Source organism: Methyloceanibacter superfactus, assembly GCF_001723305.1.
Taxonomy (GTDB): domain Bacteria; phylum Pseudomonadota; class Alphaproteobacteria; order Rhizobiales; family Methyloligellaceae; genus Methyloceanibacter; species Methyloceanibacter superfactus.
On record NZ_LPWF01000025.1, the window covers coordinates 47,505 to 64,510 of the forward strand.

Below are 17,006 nucleotides of genomic sequence, written 5' to 3' on the forward strand. Positions count from 1 at the left end.
TTCATATGAATCTTCTCGCGATCCCCGTTGGCGATAATCCGCCCCACGAGGTCAATGTCATCATCGAGATCCCGCAAGGCGGGTCTCCGGTGAAATATGAGATCGACAAGAAGTCCGGCGCCCTGTTCGTCGATCGCTTCCTGCACACCTCGATGTTCTATCCGGCGAATTACGGCTTCATCCCGCACACCCTGTCGGAGGACGGCGATCCCGTGGACTGCATGGTCATCGCGCCGACCCCGGTGGCGTCCGGCGTGGTCATCCGCGCGCGGCCCATCGGCGCACTCCTCATGGAGGACGAGAAGGGCATCGACGAGAAGATCATCGCCGTGCCGATCGATGAGCTTCACCCCTTTTACAAGCGCGTGACCAGCTACCGCGACCTGCCCGAGATCCTGGTCGAGCAGATCGGCCACTTCTTCGAGCACTACAAGGATCTGGAAAAGGGCAAATGGGTCAAGGTGGTGCGCTGGGCCGAGCATGCCGAGGCCGGCGATCTCATTCGCGCCGGCATCGAGCGGGCCAAAACCGACGACTAAGCCCCATTGATTTGCGTCAAAGCTCTGGCGCACCCCTCGCGCTACCCATGAAATCGGGCGCTGTGGCGCCCGAAATGGGGAGGAGACCATGAACAGTCAAAAGCACGATCCTCGGCCGGAGCTCGCCGACTTTCATCGGCAAGTCCCAATGGACAATATGATGGAAGCCGTTGGCGTCGAGGTCCTGGCGGCCGTCGACGTGGATGGCGGCGGATCCTACGTCCGCGCCAGGGTGGCGTGCCATGGCTGCACCTGCCGGCATTTTTGCCGCGAATGGCTCGCCGAGCACAGCCAGGGCCAACAGCCGCAGGCATTCTGCCCGAATGCGAATTTTTTTCGGGCGGTCAAAAGCGGCGACTGCTGACCGGATCGCGCGGCCTGGACGGTAAGCCTCTGTTGCACCGCATGGTTCCGGCTTGGCGACGACGCAGGGCCCGGGCGATGAGGCCGTCCGTTCGCTAAAGTTATCGAGAAAGTTTAGCGGGCCGATAAAGCCTGTTGTGAGGGCACCGGGGCTAGTTCGCGGCGAGGCTCAATCCCGCCAGCGAGCGCCTATGCAACTCGACATGATGACGATGTCGACCGTCGACGTCACTGTGACGGCGGTTCTAGGCCTCGTGCTCCTCTTCACGTGGCTCAAACAGCGCAGCGCCCAGCTCGTCGGCTGGTGGGGCCTGATTATGCTCATGCAGGCGGCGGGCGTGGTGGTCTGCGCCTCCGGTGCGTTGACAAACACGCCAGCGATCATCACGGCAGGCCTCGGGGTCATGCTGTTTTCCGACAGCCTGAAATGGATCGCGGCGCGTGACTTTGTAGATCATCCCACCCCAGCCGCTTGGGCGCTGGCCGGCCCGCTCATGTTTGTCGTTCCGGCCTATTCCGGACTGCTGGCCGGACTTCTCTCCCAATTTATCTTCTTCAGCCTGCTGACGCGCTGGCCAACCTGGGCGCAGCGTTCGAGCTTGCCCGGGCCAAGGGCAAGAGGTTGATTTCCCACTGGCCCGCGGTGGCGGCCTTGGTCGCCACGGCCATCGCCGTTCTGTTGGTCATCCCGCTTTCGACCCGGGTGCCCTTCGAAAGGCCGAGCGAGGCCTACCTATCCGGTTGGTTCTCATCCGTCACGCTCGTCATGGTGATCGTGCGGATCACCTTGGCCTTCGTCGTGCTCGCCATGGCGAAGCAGCGTCAAGAGATGGAGCAGCGCGTCTACGCCTTGACCGACACGTTGACCGGTCTGCCGAACCGGCGCGCGCTCTACGACAAGCTCGACGCCCTGGAGCGCAGTCACATTCTTCAAGCGACGCCAATCTCCGTGTTGTTCTTCGATCTCGATCATTTCAAGGACGTCAACGATACCTTCGGTCACGAGACGGGCGACCGGGTGCTCAAGCTGTTCGCGGCCACGGCCGGCGCGCATCTGAACGGTAGCAGCATCATTGCCCGCATGGGCGGCGAGGAGTTTGCCGCCGTGCTGCCGGGCGAGGGATCGTCTACCGCCACCAAGACGGCTGAAGCCATTCGTGCGGCCTTCGCCGGATCGGCCGCCGTGATCAACGGCATGACCATCGGTGCCACGGTCAGCGCGGGCGTCGCGTCCAATTCTTGCGCCTGCGATAGCAGCGATATCGGCGCGCTGTTTCGCCAAGCCGACGCCGCGCTCTATGCCGCAAAGCGTACGGGCCGCAATCGCGTCGAGTTCGCTGGCACCGACGGCGTGACGCTTGTCCCCGCCACGGCTGCGGTCCGAACGGCGCCGCGCCGCAAGCCACGCAGCCATCGAGCAGGTCGCGACACCAACGTCGCGGCCAATGCTTGACGCAGGAGGGGGAGGGACCGTGCCTGTTCACCTCGATATGATGACCATGTCGGTCGTGGGGATCACCGTCACCCTGGTCCTTGGTCTCGTGCTCACGTTCAATTGGGCACGCTACGGCGGTTCGTCCTTCGTGGGCGTTTGGGGCCTGTCGATGCTTGTCCTGAGCGTCGGCATTGTCGTTGCCAGCGTCTCTTCGCTGGCGGGCCTCCTGAGCGTCCTCGCCTTCGGCCAGGCCGCAATGATCCTGTCGGATGGCATCAAGTGCAACGCATGCCGGGAGTTCGCCGGCCGAGAGTCCAGTCTTGTATATGTCGTCGCCGGTCCGCTCCTGTTTCTCCTCGTGGTCAATTCGGGGCTCGTCGAGACTTTCAATGGGCGGCTGATGCTGGTTTGCACGCTGCTGGCGGCCTACAACTTCGCCGCGGCCGCGGAGCTGATCTATGCCAATGGCGAGCATCTGCCATCGCGCTGGCCCGCGGCGGTGCTCCTCGTCATCACCGGCCTGAGCTTCTTGTCCTGGCTGCCACTGATCGTCGCCAGGCCCATCGTCGAGATCGGGCAAGTGTTCCTCAGCGGTTGGTTCCCGGCCGTGCTCCTGGTGACGCTGCTGCTGCGGACCGCGTTGGCGTTCATCGTGCTGGCCATGGCCAAGGAGCGGCAGGAACAAGAGCAACGCACCGATGCGCTCACCGATAGCCTGACGGGATTGCCGAACCGCCGCGCCTTGTTCGAGGCCGCCGACGTCATCGGCCAGCGCCGCATCCTCGGCGGCGGCACGCCTGTGTCGGTGCTGATCCTCGACCTCGATCACTTCAAGGATACCAACGACTCCTATGGCCACGAGTTCGGCGACGAGGTGCTCAAACTGTTTGCCAGGACCCTGGTCAAGACCCTCGACGACAAGGGGATTGTCGGACGCCTCGGTGGCGAGGAGTTCGCCGCCATCCTGCCGGGAGTCGATGCCACCGCGGCCGTGGTGGCGGCGGAGGCCCTGCGGCGGGCCTTCGCCCGGTCGGCGGCCTTCGTTAACGGGCTGGCCATCGGAGCGACGGTCAGCGTGGGCGTTGCCTCCGACGTGGAGGTCGATACCGATCTGAGCGGCTGTTCAGGCCGCGCCGATGCCCGCGCTCTATGTCGCCCACGCGCGGGCCGCAACCAGGTGGCGCTGCTCGAATCCGACGATCAGCGCGTGCTTCCCGCCGGCTCCACCATCCGCACCTCGCCGTCGCGGCTGCGCCCGACCCCGCCGATCACCAAGCGGCAGACGGTTCGGATCGACTGATCCGGAACGCTTTGCCGCAGCCGGCGGCAGCTCCTCATACGTTGCAGGAGAACCGCTCGCGCGGCCTGTGCGGAACGGCGGGGTTGATTGTGACAGTAAGATGTTGGTTTGTCCCGTGCACCACCATGACGCGCGCGGGCCTCCGGCCGCGCGCGTGGCGTTCGTAAGCGGGAGTCGGAAGAGTGACAGCGGGACATTCGGAGCATGAGGCCAAGGAGATCGAACTCAAGCTCGAGTTCGCACCTGCCGATGCACCCTGCATCCTGTCCCACCCGATCATCCAGGCGAGCCAGGCCGCGCCGGTCACGCGCGAGCTGATCTCCGTCTATTACGACACCGGCGACGATGTCCTGCGCAAGGCGGGCGTGTTCCTGCGCGTTCGCGCGACCGGCGACGGCTACGTCCAGACCATCAAGACGGCCCGCGGCGAGGCCGAGTTCCTCGAGCGCGACGAATGGGAGCAGCCGATTCCCAGTCACCAGCCGGTCCTCGAAGCGGCGGAAGGGACGGCGCTGGCGCCGCTGCTTACGGCGGACGTCCGCGCGAGGCTGGCGCCGCGCTTCCACACGCGGTTCCGGCGTCAGACCTACTGGGTGCGCCGCGATGCCACCGAGATCGAGCTTGCCATCGATCAAGGCGAGGTCACCGCCGGCGTCGACGCCACGCCGATTTCGGAGCTGGAGCTCGAATTGAAGGCGGGCGACAAGCGGGAGCTGTTCCAGCTCGCCCGCGAACTCGCCGAGACCGTGCCGCTCTACCTCGCCATAAAGACCAAGGCGGAGCGCGGGTTTGAGCTGATCGATGGCGGCGACTTTTCCGTGGAGAAATCGAGCGACGTCGACATCGGACCCGGGATGACCTGTGCCGATGGCTTCCGCGCCATAGCCCGCAACTGCCTGCGTCAGATCGTGGCCAATACGCCTGCCGTCCGCGCTGGACGCCCGGAAGCTCTGCATCAGATGCGGATCGGTCTCCGCCGCTTGCGCGCCGGCCTTTGGCTTTTCGCCGGCGTGGTGGCCGACGAGGATCGCGAATATATCGAGGGCGAGTTGCGCTGGATCACCCAGGAGCTCGGTCCGGCGCGCGATCTCGACGTGTTCGCCGCCGACGTGCTCGAGCCGCTGCGCGCCGCCAGTCCGGACGATCCGGAAATTGCCGCGGCGCATCGCGATTTCATTCAGCACCACACCGCCGCCTATGACCGCGCCACCGGCGCAGTCGGTTCCCACCGCTTCCGCAAATTGCTGCTCGACCTTGCGGCGTGGATCGAGATCGGCGCATGGGCGGCCCATGGCACGCCGCGCCAGGCGGCGCCCGTGGATGGCGCCGTGACCGCCTATGCCGCGAAGCAGCTGTCGAAGCTGCGCCGCACGATCAAGAAGAAGGGGCGCGGCTTGCGCGAGGCGAGTCCGCCCGAGCGGCATAAGGTTCGGATTCGCGCCAAGCGTTTGCGCTACGCGACCGAGTTCTTCACCAAGACCTTTCCCGGCAAGAAGAGCGACAGACGCCGTGAGAAATCCCTCGCGGCGTTGGAGGACCTCCAGGACGCGCTCGGCGTGCTCAACGACATCGCCATCCGGCGCACTCAGCCCGAGGCGGGGGAAGGCTTCGCCTTCATGCACCCGCACGGCGACGACGCCGCCGAAGAGTCGAAGCAACTCAAAGCGGCCAAGGCGGCGTTCGACCGCTTCGCCAAGGTCAAAGCCTTCTGGAAGGCTTGAGGCCTACTCGGCGAGAGGCGCGGCTCCGCCGCGTTGCGTGCCATTGTGGGTTTTCACGTCGCCGCGCATCCGCTGGGTGTGGTCCTCAAGACGCCGCACCGCCGCGTTGAAGGCGTCGCGGACGGCGACATAGACGTCTTCGTGGGAGTGGTTTGCCGGCTTAGCGCGGTCGACGACCAGGTCCTTACCCGGTACGCTGATATCGATATGTACGCTGTACAGCTTGCCCTTGTGATGGTGCCGATGCGGCGCCTCGACCACGACGGTGCAGCCGATGATACGGTCGTGGAAGCGTTCGAGCTTCTCCGCTTTCTCGCGGATGCGAGCCTCCACGGCGGGTGAGGGGTCCATGTTGCGGAACTTGACGTCCAAAGGGATTTGCATCGAGCGCCTCTTTCTTTCCCGGCCAAAACGGTCTGGGCACCATTGTGCGACAGAATGAGGAGAAATGGCGACAGCTTCTTTGAGGTGGGTCAACGGGGCCTGACCTTCGCCTTATTTGACCCGCGTCAAGGCTCGGCCTCCCACCCTGGGCCCTATTGGTTCCCGGCGTCGGACGCCCCCCGAGCCAACTTTTGCAAGAAAAGGAGGCGCCTCATGCGGCCTGTTTTCATGGGCACGGTGATCATCGCCACGCTCTGCCTGCCAAGCCTTGCGGCCGCCGAGCATCCTGGCGACCCGCAAGCGGGATACGAATACGCCAAGCAGGTCTGCTCTGGCTGCCACGGTATTTCCGCCGAGCCCTCGCCGATGCCAGAGGCGACGCGATTCCGGGAGGTCTCCGACCGGCCCGGCGTGACCGGCACCGCGCTGCGCGTGTGGATGGAGACCACACACCCCACCATGCCCAATATCATCGTCCCCAAGCAGGACATGCTGAACGTCATCGCCTACATCCTCGACCTCAAAGGCCGGGATTAGCCCGAGAACTAGGATTGCGTTGAAGCCATGGAGCGTCGGTGAAGCTCGTCAGGATCTTGCTGCCCATTGACCATACCGGCGCCACCGCCGCCTGCGCCGACACCGCCTTCGCGCTCGCCCAACGCTTCGGCGCCGAGCTGCAAGTGCTGCATCCTTGTCCGCCGCCGGTGCAGCGCCTGCCATACTCGACGGAGCTCAGTCCGGTCTATTTCGAGGAACTGGTGGACGTCGCCCGGAAGCAAGTCGACGAAGAGGAGAGCCGCGCGACCGACTGGTTCGAGGAGCTGCTGGGCGCACACCCGGAGGTGGAGGCCGATCTCCTCACCGTGGAAGGTCTTGCCGGTCCCGCCGTCGCCGCACGCGCCAAGGTCGCCGATCTGACCGTGCTACCGAGCATCGCCGCCAAGGAGGATGAGCTTTGGGGGGCGGCGCGCGACGCCGCCATGTTCCACTCGGGCCGTCCCGTTCTCATCGTGCCCGACGAAGCGGGCGGCCCCCTGAGCGACACGGTGGTGATCGCATGGAAGGACGCCGTCGAGGCCGTGCGTGCCGTTGCCGCGGCCATGCCCTTTCTCGCCACGGCCAAGCGGGTCAAGCTGCTGAGCGTCGCCGAGGACGACGAGGATGCGACCGTACAGGCCATGGCCGAGTATCTCGCCAAGGCCGGTTTCCCGGTCGAGACTGCGTCGGTCGACCTTGGTTCACGCGAGGTCGGCGAAGCGCTGCTGGCTGCGGCCGGCAGCGGCGTTCTCCTGGTCATGGGCTGCTATGGCCACTGGCGCTGGCGCGAGTGGGTGTTCGGCGGCGCGACGCTCTCCGTCCTGCGCAATACGGACGTGCCCGTGCTCATGGCGCACTGAGCGGCGCCCCCGAAAGCGTCTAGCGCCGCAGCAGGATGCCGAGCAGAAACCCGATTCCGAGCGCGATGCCGAGGGAGGCGAAGGGGCTCTCCCGGACGGCGTCCTCGACCGCGCTCTGTGCCTCGTCGGCTTGGGCCTTCAGATTGTCGGCTTGGTGGCTACCGGTGCGGCCGATCGAGTGCACTAGGCTATCGATCTCCTTACGGAGATTGGAAAGATGCTTAGTGATCTGTTGAAGATCCTCGCTCAATGCCAGGTGGTCCGGCATATCGGCATCCTTTTGGGCCATGTTTTCCTCCTGTTGGGCGACACTACGCCTGCATTGCCGCAACGTTAGAACTAGCACTATAGAGCTAACAAGAATGCGATGCTGAGGGACGATGCGGCTCATCGCCGCCGGAGGTTCCATTTCGCCATGCACGGTCCTGTGGCCAACGGTCCCGAAGAGGGGGCAAAGGAGAGCGGCATCGAGCGCTTGCGGAGAACCTTGCTCGACCCGGCCACCTCGCTCGCCCATTACGTCGCCGCGGTCGGGGTCACCGTCCTGCTCCTGTCGCTCGCCTGGGGCTTGCATCCTTTGCTCCACGGCCGGGCGTCCTTCCTGATTTTCATTCCCGCGGTGTTGATCGCGTCGGGCCTCGGCGGCATCGGACCCGGACTGCTGGCGACGGCGCTCAGTGTGATTTTCGGCATGCTCCTGCTGGGCAACGGAGTGCTGCTCGCCGCCGCCGGCTTGGACGCGGTGGTTTTCGCCGCCGTCGGTGCCTGCATCTCCTGGTTCGGCGAGTTGCTCCGCCGCACGCGGATTCGCAGCCGCCGGCATGCCCGGGACCTGCGCTCGCGCGAGGCGCATCTCCGGTCGATCCTCGACTCCGTTCCCGACGCCACCGTGGTGATCGACGAGACCGGCATGATCCGCTCTTTCTCGGCCGCGGCGGAGCGCCTGTTTGGCCACAGCGAGGCGGAAGTCGGCGGCAAGAACGTCTCGGTCTTGATGCCGACGCCCTTTCGTGAGGAGCATGACCATTATATCGCCCGCTATCTGGCGACCGGCGAGAAGCGCATCATCGGCATCGACCGCGTGGTCACGGGCCAGCGCAAGGACGGCTCGACCTTTCCCATGAAGCTCGAGGTGGGCGAGATGCGCTCGGGCGACGGCCGGTTCTTCACCGGCTTCATTCGCGATTTGACCGAGCGGCAGCGCACGGAGCGCCAATTGCAGGAGCTTCAGACGGAACTCGCGCGGCTGTCGCGGCTGACCGCCATGGGCGAGATGGCCTCGACCCTGGCTCATGAGATCAACCAGCCCCTCTCGGCGATCTCCAATTACCTGCAAGGCTGCAATCGTCTGCTCGAAACCATCGACCACCCGAACGCGCCCAAGGTGCGCGACGCGCTGGCCGAGACCACCAAGCAGACCCTGCGCGCCGGTCAGATCATTCGCCAGCTCCGCGAGTTCGTGACCCACGGCGAGACGGAGCGGCACCCCGAGGACGTCAACAAGCTGGTGGAGGAGGCGAGCGCCCTCGGCCTCGTCGGCGCCAAGGAGGAAGGGGTTAAGACCATATTCCATTGCGACAACAGGGTCGGCCTGGTCATGGTGGAAAAGGTGCAGATTCAGCAGGTCTTGCTCAATCTCATGCGGAACGCGATCGAGGCCATGGAAGAGGCCGAGCGCAAGGAGCTCCTGGTGTCGACCGCTCCGACCGACCCGAGCAAGGACGAGAAGGGCAGGGCCATGGTCGAGGTCAGCGTGACCGACACGGGCAGCGGCATCTCCGATGTGATCGCCTCGCGCCTGTTCCAGCCCTTTGTCACCACCAAACCCGCCGGTATGGGTGTCGGTCTGTCCATCTCCAAGCGTATCATCGAGGCGCATGGGGGACGTCTCTGGGCCGAGCCGAATCCGGGCGGCGGCACCGTGTTCCGCTTCACCTTGGAACCGGCAACGGACGAGAGCGAGGTTTGATGATCGCCAATCCGATCGTTCACATCGTCGACGACGACGAAGCGGTGCGCCGCTCGCTGGCCTTCATGCTCGGCTCGGCGGGACTCGCGGTGCGCGTTTATGACTCGGCGACGGCGTTTCTCGATGGCATCGACACTCTGCAAACCGGTTGCCTGATCACCGACGTGCGCATGCCGGAGATGTCGGGGATCGAGCTCCTGCAGCGGATCCGGGAACGTCTGCCCAGCCTGCCCGCCATCGTCATCACCGGGCATGGCGACGTGCCTCTTGCCGTCGAGGCGATGAAAGCAGGGGCCATCGACTTCATCGAGAAGCCATTCGATGAGGAGGCCATCCTCAACGCGGTGAAAGCCGCCCTCGAGCAGACGGGCGACGAGGTGGACGGCGATCTCGCTGCCGTCAACGCGCGGCTCGCGAGCCTGTCGGAGCGCGAGCGCCAGGTGCTCGAAGGGCTGGTGGCCGGCCATCCGAACAAGGCCATCGCCAACGGGCTCGGCATCAGTCCGCGCACGGTCGAGGTCTATCGCGCCAATCTCATGACCAAGATGGAAGCCAACAGCCTGTCGGAACTGATCCGCATGGCGATCCTCGCTCATGTCCCCGGCTCGCACCGCGCGCGGTAGGCGCCGGACCCCGAGTGTCATTTGACCTAGCTCAAGGCGTTCCCCGGCTCCCGGAATAGTTTCTGCCCACAAGGAAAGGTTGAGACGCGGGCACGACATGCGTGTGGGGGACATCGATTTGGTCCAGGCCGAGACCATATTCATTGCCGTCGCCGACGGCGTGCTCGCCGATTCGCTGCGATTCTCGCTGGAGCTTGAGGGCTTCGAGACGCATTTCTGCGATGAGTCCTCGCTCCTTCCGGCCATGAGCGCCCCCCGGACCAAAGCCAGTTGCCTCGTGCTCGACCAGGATGTGTTCGCGCGCGTGGTCGATGGCGAGGAGGCGGGACTCTTCGCCGATCGGGGCGTGCCGGTGGTGTTGATGGTGTCCCATACCACCAAGCGGGTTTTGGCCCGCGCCGCGCGGCCGGCGTCACCGAAGTCGTCGAAAAACCCCTGCTTGGCGGCATCTTGTTCGATGCGATCCGCCAGGCCATCGGCGGTTCCCGCCATCCCGGCGCCGGCCGCCATAGGCCCTCGATCTCTCCTACGTAGTTTCCCTTAGGTGCCCGTCACGAATTTTGTGGGCCCCCGGCATCGCGTAACAATGACTTAGGTCAACGTATCGCCGGGAGGATCACCCATGCTGACGCCGACGCCTGTTGCGGAACTTCGTCAGACGACCCGCCACCCGCCATTCGGTCTCCCCGCTGAGAACGGCGGGCCGGAGGCCTTTCTCCCCGCCAGCGTTCCCATGAATTTCGGCCGCAATTCAGAGATTTTCGCCGAGGGTGAGACTGCCGGATATGTGTACAAGCTCGTTTCGGGCGCCGTGCGCGTGTCCCAACTGCTCCCCGACGGCCGCCGCCAGATCAGCGCCTTTCATCTTCCCGGCGACATGTTTGGCTTCGAGATCGACGACGTCCACCACGTTTCCGCCGAGGCCATCGTTCCCGTCAAGGTCATCGCCTTCAAGTGCACAGCCTCTTGAGCGCGACCGCTTCGAGCAGCCTGGTGCATGAGTTGCTCAACCGCACGATGATCACGTTGCGGCAGACCCAGGATCATCTCCTTCTCCTGGGCCGCAAAAACGCCTTGGAGCGCTTGGCCGCCTTCCTCTTGGAGATGGTCAAGCGCTCCGGCAACCAGCGCGTGCTCGATCTCGCCATGCCCCGCCACGACATCGCCGACTATCTCGGGCTGACGCTCGAAACCGTCTCGCGGATGTTCGCCGAATTGAAAGAGGACGGTATTATCCGGCTCGAATCGGCGCGGCGCGTCCACCTGGTCGACATGACCAGGCTGAAGGCGATGGCCGCCTGAGGTTGGTGGCTCGCGAGTTCCGATAAGGACTCCTTAAGGCCGAATGCTGGATGCCTCGACGGCGCTCGCCGGGGGCGGTTAGATGCGCGTGAACGGATTGAGGGCGAATTTCCCATGATTGCTTCCAACACACGACATGCGGCGGCACGGATTGCTTTATCGGTTCTATGGCTCGCGCTACTTGGCGCTGGAGCGAGCATCGCCGGTCCGGTGACCAGCCTGCCCGACCCAGAGCGCGGCAAAGAGCTGGCGCAGCGCCTGTGCTCGAACTGTCACCTTGTCACGGGCGAGCAGGAACACGCCGTCGCCGACGTGCCGAGCTTTCACGAGATCGCCAACATGGAAGGTCAGACGGCGGGCGCAATCATGGGCAAGATCGTCATCCCCAAGCACCCCATGCCGGTGATACCGATCACCAAGAGCGAGCTCAACGACCTGGCCGCGTATATAATGACGCTTAAGGACCCCCAATAGCGGGTGAGGCCATGAAGAAAGCCAAACTTTGGTATGCCATCGCCGATGGCGGGCGGGCCCGTTTCGTCGAGCGCGATGAGAATGGATTTTTCCACACCGTCGCCAGCTTCGAGTCTACGGATCTCCATGCGCGCGCCGCCGATCTCGGCACGGAGCGTCCGGCCAAGGTCCACGACCGCGCCGGAACGGGACGCCACGCGGTCGAGCCGCGGCAGGATCTCAAGCAGCAGGCCAAGCAGGATTTCGTCAAGCTCGTCGCCGACGAGCTTGCCGCCGAGCATGGACGCGGGGCCTTCGATCAGTTGATGCTGGTGGCTCCGCCCGGCGTTCTCACCGAGCTTAAGCAGAGCCTGGCCAAGCCGATTGCCGACCTCGTCGTGCGCGACCTCCAGAAAGACCTGACCAAGGTGCCGACCACGATCTGACCGGGCATTTGGCGCCGCGCTAGGATCTAGGCCGCGTCCTGGATCGGGGTGGGGAGCCTCAGTCTCACCTTGCGCAGCGACATGTCTTCCGGGTCGGCGCGGATTTCGAAGCCGAGCGCCCGGCACATATCGAGCATGCGCGTATTTTGCTCCAGCACCTCGCCGTTCAGTTCCTGCAATCCCTCCCGCTCGGCGTAGCGGATCAAGTGCCGCATCAGGATCCAGCCGATGCCGGTGCCCTTCAGGTCGCTGCGCACGATGATGGCATATTCGCCATTCGCGTAATCAGGATCGGCCGCCAGCCGCGCGACGCCATAGAGCTCGGTCTCGTCCTTGTCGACGGCGACGAAAGCCATGGCGCGCGCATAGTCGATCTGCGTGAACCGCGCGATGAACTTGTGGGAGAACTCCTTGCGCGGGGCAAGGAAGCGGAAGCGGATATCCTCGGGCGAGAGCTTGTCGACGAACGCGCCATAGAGATGCTCGTCGGCCGGCCGGATCGGCCTGATCAGGATGCGCTCCCCGTCGGCCGTCTCGGTCCAACGCTCCCATTGGTTGGGGTAGGGCCGGATGGCGAGGCGCGGATTGGGACCGTCCTTCTCCACTTCCTTCGGGTCGATGCGGATGCGGGCATCGACAGCGATGACGCCCGTCTCGTCGGCGATCAGCGGATTGATGTCGAGTTCCTTCACCGCTGGGCAGTCCACCACGAGCTGGGACAGGCGCACCAAGCGTCGGCGATCCCCGCCGAGATCGGCCGCCGGCGGCTCGCGATAGCCTTCCAAGAGTTTATAGATACGGGTCTGGGCCATGAGTTCGCGCGCCAGCACGGTGTCGAGCGGCGGCAGCGCCACGGCGGTGTCGCGGATGATCTCCGTCGCGGTGCCGCCCGCGCCGAACAGGATCATGGGACCGAACAACTGGTCCTCGTAAACACCCATCAGGAGTTCGTGCGCTTGCTTGCGCATGACCATCGGCTGCACCGTGAAGCCCTGCACATTGGCATTCGGGCAGACCTCGCGGGTGCGTAAGTGCATGCGCTCCGCCGCGTGACGCGCCTCGGCCGGCGTCCGCAAGCCGAGGCGGACGCCGCCCACGTCCGATTTATGGGAGATATCGTCGGAGAGGATCTTCACCACGACCGATTCGGCCTGCTGCAGAAGCGCGTGCGCGATCGTCTCGACCTCTTCCGGCGTGGCCGCCACGCGCGTCGCCACGGTGGGAATGCCGAAGGCCGACAGCACCGCCTTGGCTTCCGGCTCGGTGAGCACCGTGCGGCCGGCTTTGACCGCCGTGCGCATGATCGCGCGGGCCGCTTCGTCGGCGATATTGGTGTGGCTCGTGGTCTTGGGCGGCGTGCGCATCAACGCCTCTTGGGCCTTGGTGTACTGCCACAGATAGAAGAAGCCCTTGATCGCGTCGTTGGGCGATTCATACGAGGGGATGCCGGCGTCGTGGAATTTCTTGCGCCCGCCGGCGGCCGCCTCCGCGCCGAGCCAGTTGGTGAGCAGGGGCGGCAAGGATTTGGGATGGGGTGCCTCATGCACCGCATCGAGCACCGCTTGCGCCGCCTCGGTCGACGAGGCGAGGGCCGTGGGGCAATTCATCACCAGGATGCCGTCGGCCGTGACGTCGTTGAGCACCGCCTTGAGGGTCGCCTTGTAGCGGTCCGGGGTCGCGTCGCCGATAATGTCGATGGGATTGGCCCGCGACCAGTTGGCGGGCAGCACCGCGTCCAGCGCCGTCACCAGCCCGTCGCTCAGGGGGGCGAGCTTGCCGTCGAGGCGCATCAGATCGTCCACCGCCAGCACGCCCGCGCCGCCCCCATTGGTGACGATCAGCAGCTTGTTGCCTTGGACCGGCTTCACGGTCGAGAGGGTTTCGGCGGCGGTGAACAGCTCCTCCAACTCCTCGACACGCACCAGACCGGCGCGGCGGAACGCGGCGCTCACGGCTGCGTCGCTGCCGGCCAGCGCGCCCGTATGGGTCGCCGCGGCGCGCGCGGCTTCCGCGTTGCGGCCGGACTTGATCACGATCACGGGCTTGGCGCGCGCGGCGGAGCGCGCCGCCGACATGAACTTGCGCGCCGCGGGGATCGTCTCAAGATAAAGCAGGATGGAGCTTGTCGACACGTCGGCGGCGAGAAAGTCGAGCAGATCGCCGACGTCGACATCGGTCATGTCGCCCATGGAGACGACATAGGAAAAGCCGATGTCGCGGGCAGCGGCCCAATCGAGAATGCCGGTCATCAGCGCGCCGGACTGCGACAGAAACGCGAGCTTGCCGGCCCGCGGATGGTTCAGGCCGAAATTGGCGCTCAGGCCCAGCTCCGGCACGGAGATGCCGAGACAGTTGGGGCCGATAAGGCGCAGGCAATAGGGGCGCGCGGCATCGAGCATGGCCTGCTTGAGGGCAGCGCTGAGGCCGGCGGTGATGACCACCGCGGCGCGGGTGCCCTTCTTGCCGAGCTCCTCGATGATCGGCGGCACGGTGTCGGGCGGTGTGGCAATGACGGCAAGTTCGGGCGCCGCGGGGAGCGACGTCACCGACTTGAAGCATTCGTGCCCGGCGACCGCGGCGTGATGGGGGTTGACGAGATAGACCTCGCCCTGAAAGCCGCCCGACAGGATGTTCTCGGTGAGCGTGGCACCCACCGATCCCGGCTCGTCGCTCGCGCCGATCACCACGACCGAGCGCGGGCGGAGCACATGTTCGAGATTACGGACTGTCATGCAGTGCGCACGGACCTCGTGGCTAGAGTGGACGTCATGACCAAAGTCTCAAGTCTCATTGCAAATCTCATTGCAAGGGTTGGACCATGACGACCTTGAAGGTACGCATTTGGTCGTCATGCTCCTTGATGGAGACATACTCGCCCTGCCTGAACACATGATCGCCGAAACGGTAGCCGGACTCATCGTCGTCGGCATCGCCGAGCAGGTCGTAATGCAGTGCCCATGAACCGCCGGGCTTGCGAATGAGATGGCCGACCTCGTCGTCATCGCCTTCCCAAAAACGGCGCACCCGGCAGCGATCGCGCAAGCCCTTCCACGCTTCGTGGTCGATATGCCCGTCGTCGCTAAGCGGCGCGGTGAACTCGTAGCCGTGCGCGCTGCTGCCATCCGGAAAATCATGGTCGCGGGCCAGCTCCAGGCGAATCTTATAAAGGCTCATAATGATCCTCACTCAATTAAGAAGTGTCTTTAGAGATTTCATGACGAAACGGAGACCAGAAGCGATTTGCCGCAGCCTTGAGAAAGGTCAATTGCCCAGCAATAGGGCAGGGGGGCGTCACCGAGGGGTCAATGCAAAGGATAAGAGGCGGCGGATTGGCGTGACTGCTATGCAACGGCCATGACGTCCGCGTCTCCCAGCCCGAGCGCCACCGAGGCGCCTGCTCTTCTCGGTAAGCTTAAGGCCGCGTTGATCACGCCGATCCGCGCCATGCGGCTGCGCTATCTGCCGCTGCTGATGATCTACTACGCCTATGGCGCGCTCGGCCTCGTGGCCATCGCCGAGGCTTTCTGGGTTAAGGACGCCCTGAGCTTCACCCCGGCGGAGCTCGCCGCCATCGGCGTCTGGCTGACTCTGCCCTGGACCATCAAGATGGTGTTCGGCCAGCTTGCCGACTCCGTGCCGATTCTCGGCTCCCAGCGCCGTGTCTATGTGGTGATCGGCGCGAGCCTCGTGGCGTCGGGGCTGGTGCTGATGGCCGGGGCCGCCGGCGGTTGGATCGACTTCGCCGGCAAGAACGCCCTCTACGTCACCGCGCAACTCCTCATCGTGGTCGGCGTGGTGCTGCAAGACGTCATCGCCGACGCTATGACCACCGAGGTGGTCGAGCGCGTTCTGCCCGACGGCACGCCGAAGCCCAAAGCCGAATTGGAGCGCGAGCTCGGTCTCGTCCAGGTGCTCGGGCGCCTGGCGCTGTGGTCCGGCATCTTGTCGGTCTCCGGCCTCTCCGGCTGGCTCGCGCAGATCTATTCCTACGAGACCGTGTTTCTCCTCGGACTTGCCATTCCCGCCATCTCGCTCACCGGCGCCATGCTCGTCCGTCTCGACGGCGCCGAGCGCAAGCCTATCGACTGGCGCATTCTCGGTGGCGGTCTCGTCTTCGGCGCGGTGGTGCTTGCCATCGGTCTCGGCGGTTTGCCGCTGGGCCAGGAGCTTGTGTTTCTCATCTCGCTGACGGTGATCGCAGCCATGCTCTACCGCATCGCCGAGGATCTCGACGAGGCCCATCGCAAGCGCATCTTCTACGCGGCGCTCGTGATCTTCCTCTTCCGCTCCGCGCCCGGCGTCGGCGAAGGCTATCGCTGGTTCACCATCGACATGCTCGGCTTCGACGAGGCGTTTTACGGCACGCTCGCCCAGATCGGCGCCGGGCTGGCCTTGGCTGGCGCCTGGCTCTTCTCCGATGTCATCACCCGCAAGCCCATCGCCAAGGTGCTGCTGTGGCTCACTGTCATCGGCACGGTGCTGGCGCTACCCAATATCGCGCTGACGCTTCGCTTCGATGAGTGGACCCAGGAGCATCTCGGCTTTGGCGCGCGCGCCATCGCCTCATCGACACCACCACGGAATCGCCCTTCGCCGAGCTCAGCATGATTCCGGCGCTGACCCTCGTGGCCATCAATGCGCCCGCCGGCCATCGCGCCACCTGGTTCGCCCTCATGGCTTCGCTGATGAACGTGGCCCTGGTCGCGGCGCAGCTTCAGACCAAATATCTCAATCTCTGGTTCGCGGTCGGCCGCGACGCCTATGCCGATCTGCCCGCGCTCACCATCGTCGCGGTGCTCATCGGCTTCGTGGTGCCGGTGGCCGGCATTATCGCCTTCGGCAAACGGGCCACATGATATGCTGACATTAGACGGTAGCTTGCTGCTCGGTGTCGGTGACCACGAAGATGCATGCGCGGCACGCTTGCCATCCCTCCTGAGCAAACCATCGGCACGACGGCCTAATGGCACAATCCTCATAAAGGGGCGCTTTGTCGGGCGTATCCACACCAGCTAGCTTTGTGGCGACACCGCATCGGCCGTCGGACCAGTGAGCGCACCTCGACAAGTAGCAA

At 64.9% G+C, this 17,006-nt stretch carries 21 protein-coding genes; 17 read left to right on the forward strand and 4 right to left on the reverse strand.

The features are described from left to right. The first annotated feature begins 5 nt into the window (after positions 1-5). The 6 genes from ppa to AUC69_RS08155 all read left to right on the forward strand — a co-directional run bounded on the left by ppa (position 6) and on the right by AUC69_RS08155 (position 5,358). The gene (gene ppa, locus AUC69_RS08130) at positions 6-539 is read left to right on the forward strand and encodes an inorganic diphosphatase (protein ID WP_069441712.1); all 534 of its coding nucleotides are present in this window, start codon (positions 6-8) and stop codon (positions 537-539) included. A gap of 148 nt (positions 540-687) precedes the next feature. Continuing rightward, entirely contained in the window at positions 688-903 is a 216-nt protein-coding gene (locus AUC69_RS08135) for a DUF6455 family protein (protein ID WP_069441713.1), read from the forward strand. Positions 904-1,093: 190 nt separating this feature from the next. Further along, complete coding sequence (locus tag AUC69_RS08140) at positions 1,094-1,528, forward strand: hypothetical protein (protein WP_069441714.1); 435 nt, start codon at positions 1,094-1,096, stop codon at positions 1,526-1,528. Then, positions 1,525-2,355, forward strand: coding sequence for a GGDEF domain-containing protein (locus AUC69_RS08145; protein WP_141700671.1), 831 nt, complete (start codon positions 1,525-1,527; stop codon positions 2,353-2,355). Before AUC69_RS08140 ends, AUC69_RS08145 begins: the two co-directional genes overlap by 4 nt. 19 nt (positions 2,356-2,374) lie before the next feature. Next, the gene (locus AUC69_RS08150; RefSeq protein WP_158008052.1) at positions 2,375-3,637 is read left to right on the forward strand and encodes a GGDEF domain-containing protein; all 1,263 of its coding nucleotides are present in this window, start codon (positions 2,375-2,377) and stop codon (positions 3,635-3,637) included. Between the two features lie 182 nt (positions 3,638-3,819). Continuing rightward, positions 3,820-5,358, forward strand: a complete 1,539-nt coding sequence (locus tag AUC69_RS08155; protein ID WP_069441717.1) for a CYTH and CHAD domain-containing protein — start codon at positions 3,820-3,822, stop codon at positions 5,356-5,358. 3 nt (positions 5,359-5,361) lie between these two features. Here AUC69_RS08155 and AUC69_RS08160 read toward each other — a convergent pair whose 3' ends face one another. Continuing rightward, entirely contained in the window at positions 5,362-5,742 is a 381-nt protein-coding gene (locus tag AUC69_RS08160; RefSeq protein WP_069441718.1) for an HPF/RaiA family ribosome-associated protein, read from the reverse strand. A 213-nt stretch (positions 5,743-5,955) separates the two neighbouring features. Between AUC69_RS08160 and AUC69_RS08165 the strand changes: the two genes are divergently transcribed. Both AUC69_RS08165 and AUC69_RS08170 read left to right on the forward strand, forming a co-directional pair. Then, positions 5,956-6,279: a c-type cytochrome gene (locus AUC69_RS08165; protein WP_141700672.1), complete on the forward strand. Its 324-nt coding sequence runs from the start codon at positions 5,956-5,958 to the stop codon at positions 6,277-6,279. Between the two features lie 38 nt (positions 6,280-6,317). Next, positions 6,318-7,139 carry a universal stress protein gene (locus AUC69_RS08170; protein WP_069441719.1) on the forward strand — a complete coding sequence of 274 codons (822 nt, stop codon included), beginning with the start codon at positions 6,318-6,320 and terminating at the stop codon, positions 7,137-7,139. 19 nt (positions 7,140-7,158) lie between these two features. On the opposite strand, the gene AUC69_RS17410 is transcribed toward AUC69_RS08170, so the two are convergent. Further along, positions 7,159-7,428: an ElaB/YgaM/YqjD family protein gene (locus AUC69_RS17410; RefSeq protein ID WP_069441720.1), complete on the reverse strand. Its 270-nt coding sequence runs from the start codon at positions 7,426-7,428 to the stop codon at positions 7,159-7,161. A gap of 126 nt (positions 7,429-7,554) precedes the next feature. Between AUC69_RS17410 and AUC69_RS08180 the strand changes: the two genes are divergently transcribed. From AUC69_RS08180 to AUC69_RS08205, 7 genes are all read left to right on the forward strand, one after another. Beyond that, on the forward strand, positions 7,555-9,108 hold the full coding sequence (locus tag AUC69_RS08180; protein ID WP_069441721.1) for a PAS domain S-box protein: 1,554 nt from the start codon (positions 7,555-7,557) through the stop codon (positions 9,106-9,108). Then, positions 9,108-9,731: a response regulator FixJ gene (gene fixJ / locus AUC69_RS08185; protein ID WP_069441722.1), complete on the forward strand. Its 624-nt coding sequence runs from the start codon at positions 9,108-9,110 to the stop codon at positions 9,729-9,731. Before AUC69_RS08180 ends, fixJ begins: the two co-directional genes overlap by 1 nt. A gap of 97 nt (positions 9,732-9,828) precedes the next feature. After that, entirely contained in the window at positions 9,829-10,275 is a 447-nt protein-coding gene (locus AUC69_RS08190) for a hypothetical protein (protein WP_069441723.1), read from the forward strand. A 78-nt stretch (positions 10,276-10,353) separates the two neighbouring features. Continuing rightward, on the forward strand, positions 10,354-10,701 hold the full coding sequence (locus tag AUC69_RS17660; protein WP_083239231.1) for a cyclic nucleotide-binding domain-containing protein: 348 nt from the start codon (positions 10,354-10,356) through the stop codon (positions 10,699-10,701). Beyond that, on the forward strand, positions 10,698-11,033 hold the full coding sequence (locus AUC69_RS17665) for a helix-turn-helix domain-containing protein (RefSeq protein WP_083239232.1): 336 nt from the start codon (positions 10,698-10,700) through the stop codon (positions 11,031-11,033). The genes AUC69_RS17660 and AUC69_RS17665 overlap by 4 nt, the downstream gene beginning before the upstream one ends. Before the next feature lie 114 nt (positions 11,034-11,147). Beyond that, positions 11,148-11,507 carry a c-type cytochrome gene (locus AUC69_RS08200; RefSeq protein ID WP_141700674.1) on the forward strand — a complete coding sequence of 120 codons (360 nt, stop codon included), beginning with the start codon at positions 11,148-11,150 and terminating at the stop codon, positions 11,505-11,507. Positions 11,508-11,518: 11 nt separating this feature from the next. Beyond that, entirely contained in the window at positions 11,519-11,932 is a 414-nt protein-coding gene (locus AUC69_RS08205) for a host attachment protein (RefSeq protein ID WP_069441725.1), read from the forward strand. Positions 11,933-11,958: 26 nt separating this feature from the next. Here the strand turns inward: AUC69_RS08205 and AUC69_RS08210 are convergent, their stop codons facing one another. Together AUC69_RS08210 and AUC69_RS08215 are read right to left on the reverse strand one after the other, a co-directional pair. Continuing rightward, positions 11,959-14,664, reverse strand: a complete 2,706-nt coding sequence (locus AUC69_RS08210) for a bifunctional acetate--CoA ligase family protein/GNAT family N-acetyltransferase (protein WP_069441726.1) — start codon at positions 14,662-14,664, stop codon at positions 11,959-11,961. A gap of 67 nt (positions 14,665-14,731) precedes the next feature. Further along, complete coding sequence (locus AUC69_RS08215) at positions 14,732-15,106, reverse strand: hypothetical protein (RefSeq protein ID WP_069441727.1); 375 nt, start codon at positions 15,104-15,106, stop codon at positions 14,732-14,734. 180 nt (positions 15,107-15,286) lie between these two features. Here AUC69_RS08215 and AUC69_RS08220 point away from each other — a divergent pair, with 180 nt between their 5' ends. Beyond that, on the forward strand, positions 15,287-16,540 hold the full coding sequence (locus AUC69_RS08220) for an MFS transporter (protein WP_069441728.1): 1,254 nt from the start codon (positions 15,287-15,289) through the stop codon (positions 16,538-16,540). Further along, positions 16,537-16,788: a hypothetical protein gene (locus AUC69_RS08225; RefSeq protein ID WP_069441729.1), complete on the forward strand. Its 252-nt coding sequence runs from the start codon at positions 16,537-16,539 to the stop codon at positions 16,786-16,788. Before AUC69_RS08220 ends, AUC69_RS08225 begins: the two co-directional genes overlap by 4 nt. Positions 16,789-17,006 lie beyond the last annotated feature (218 nt).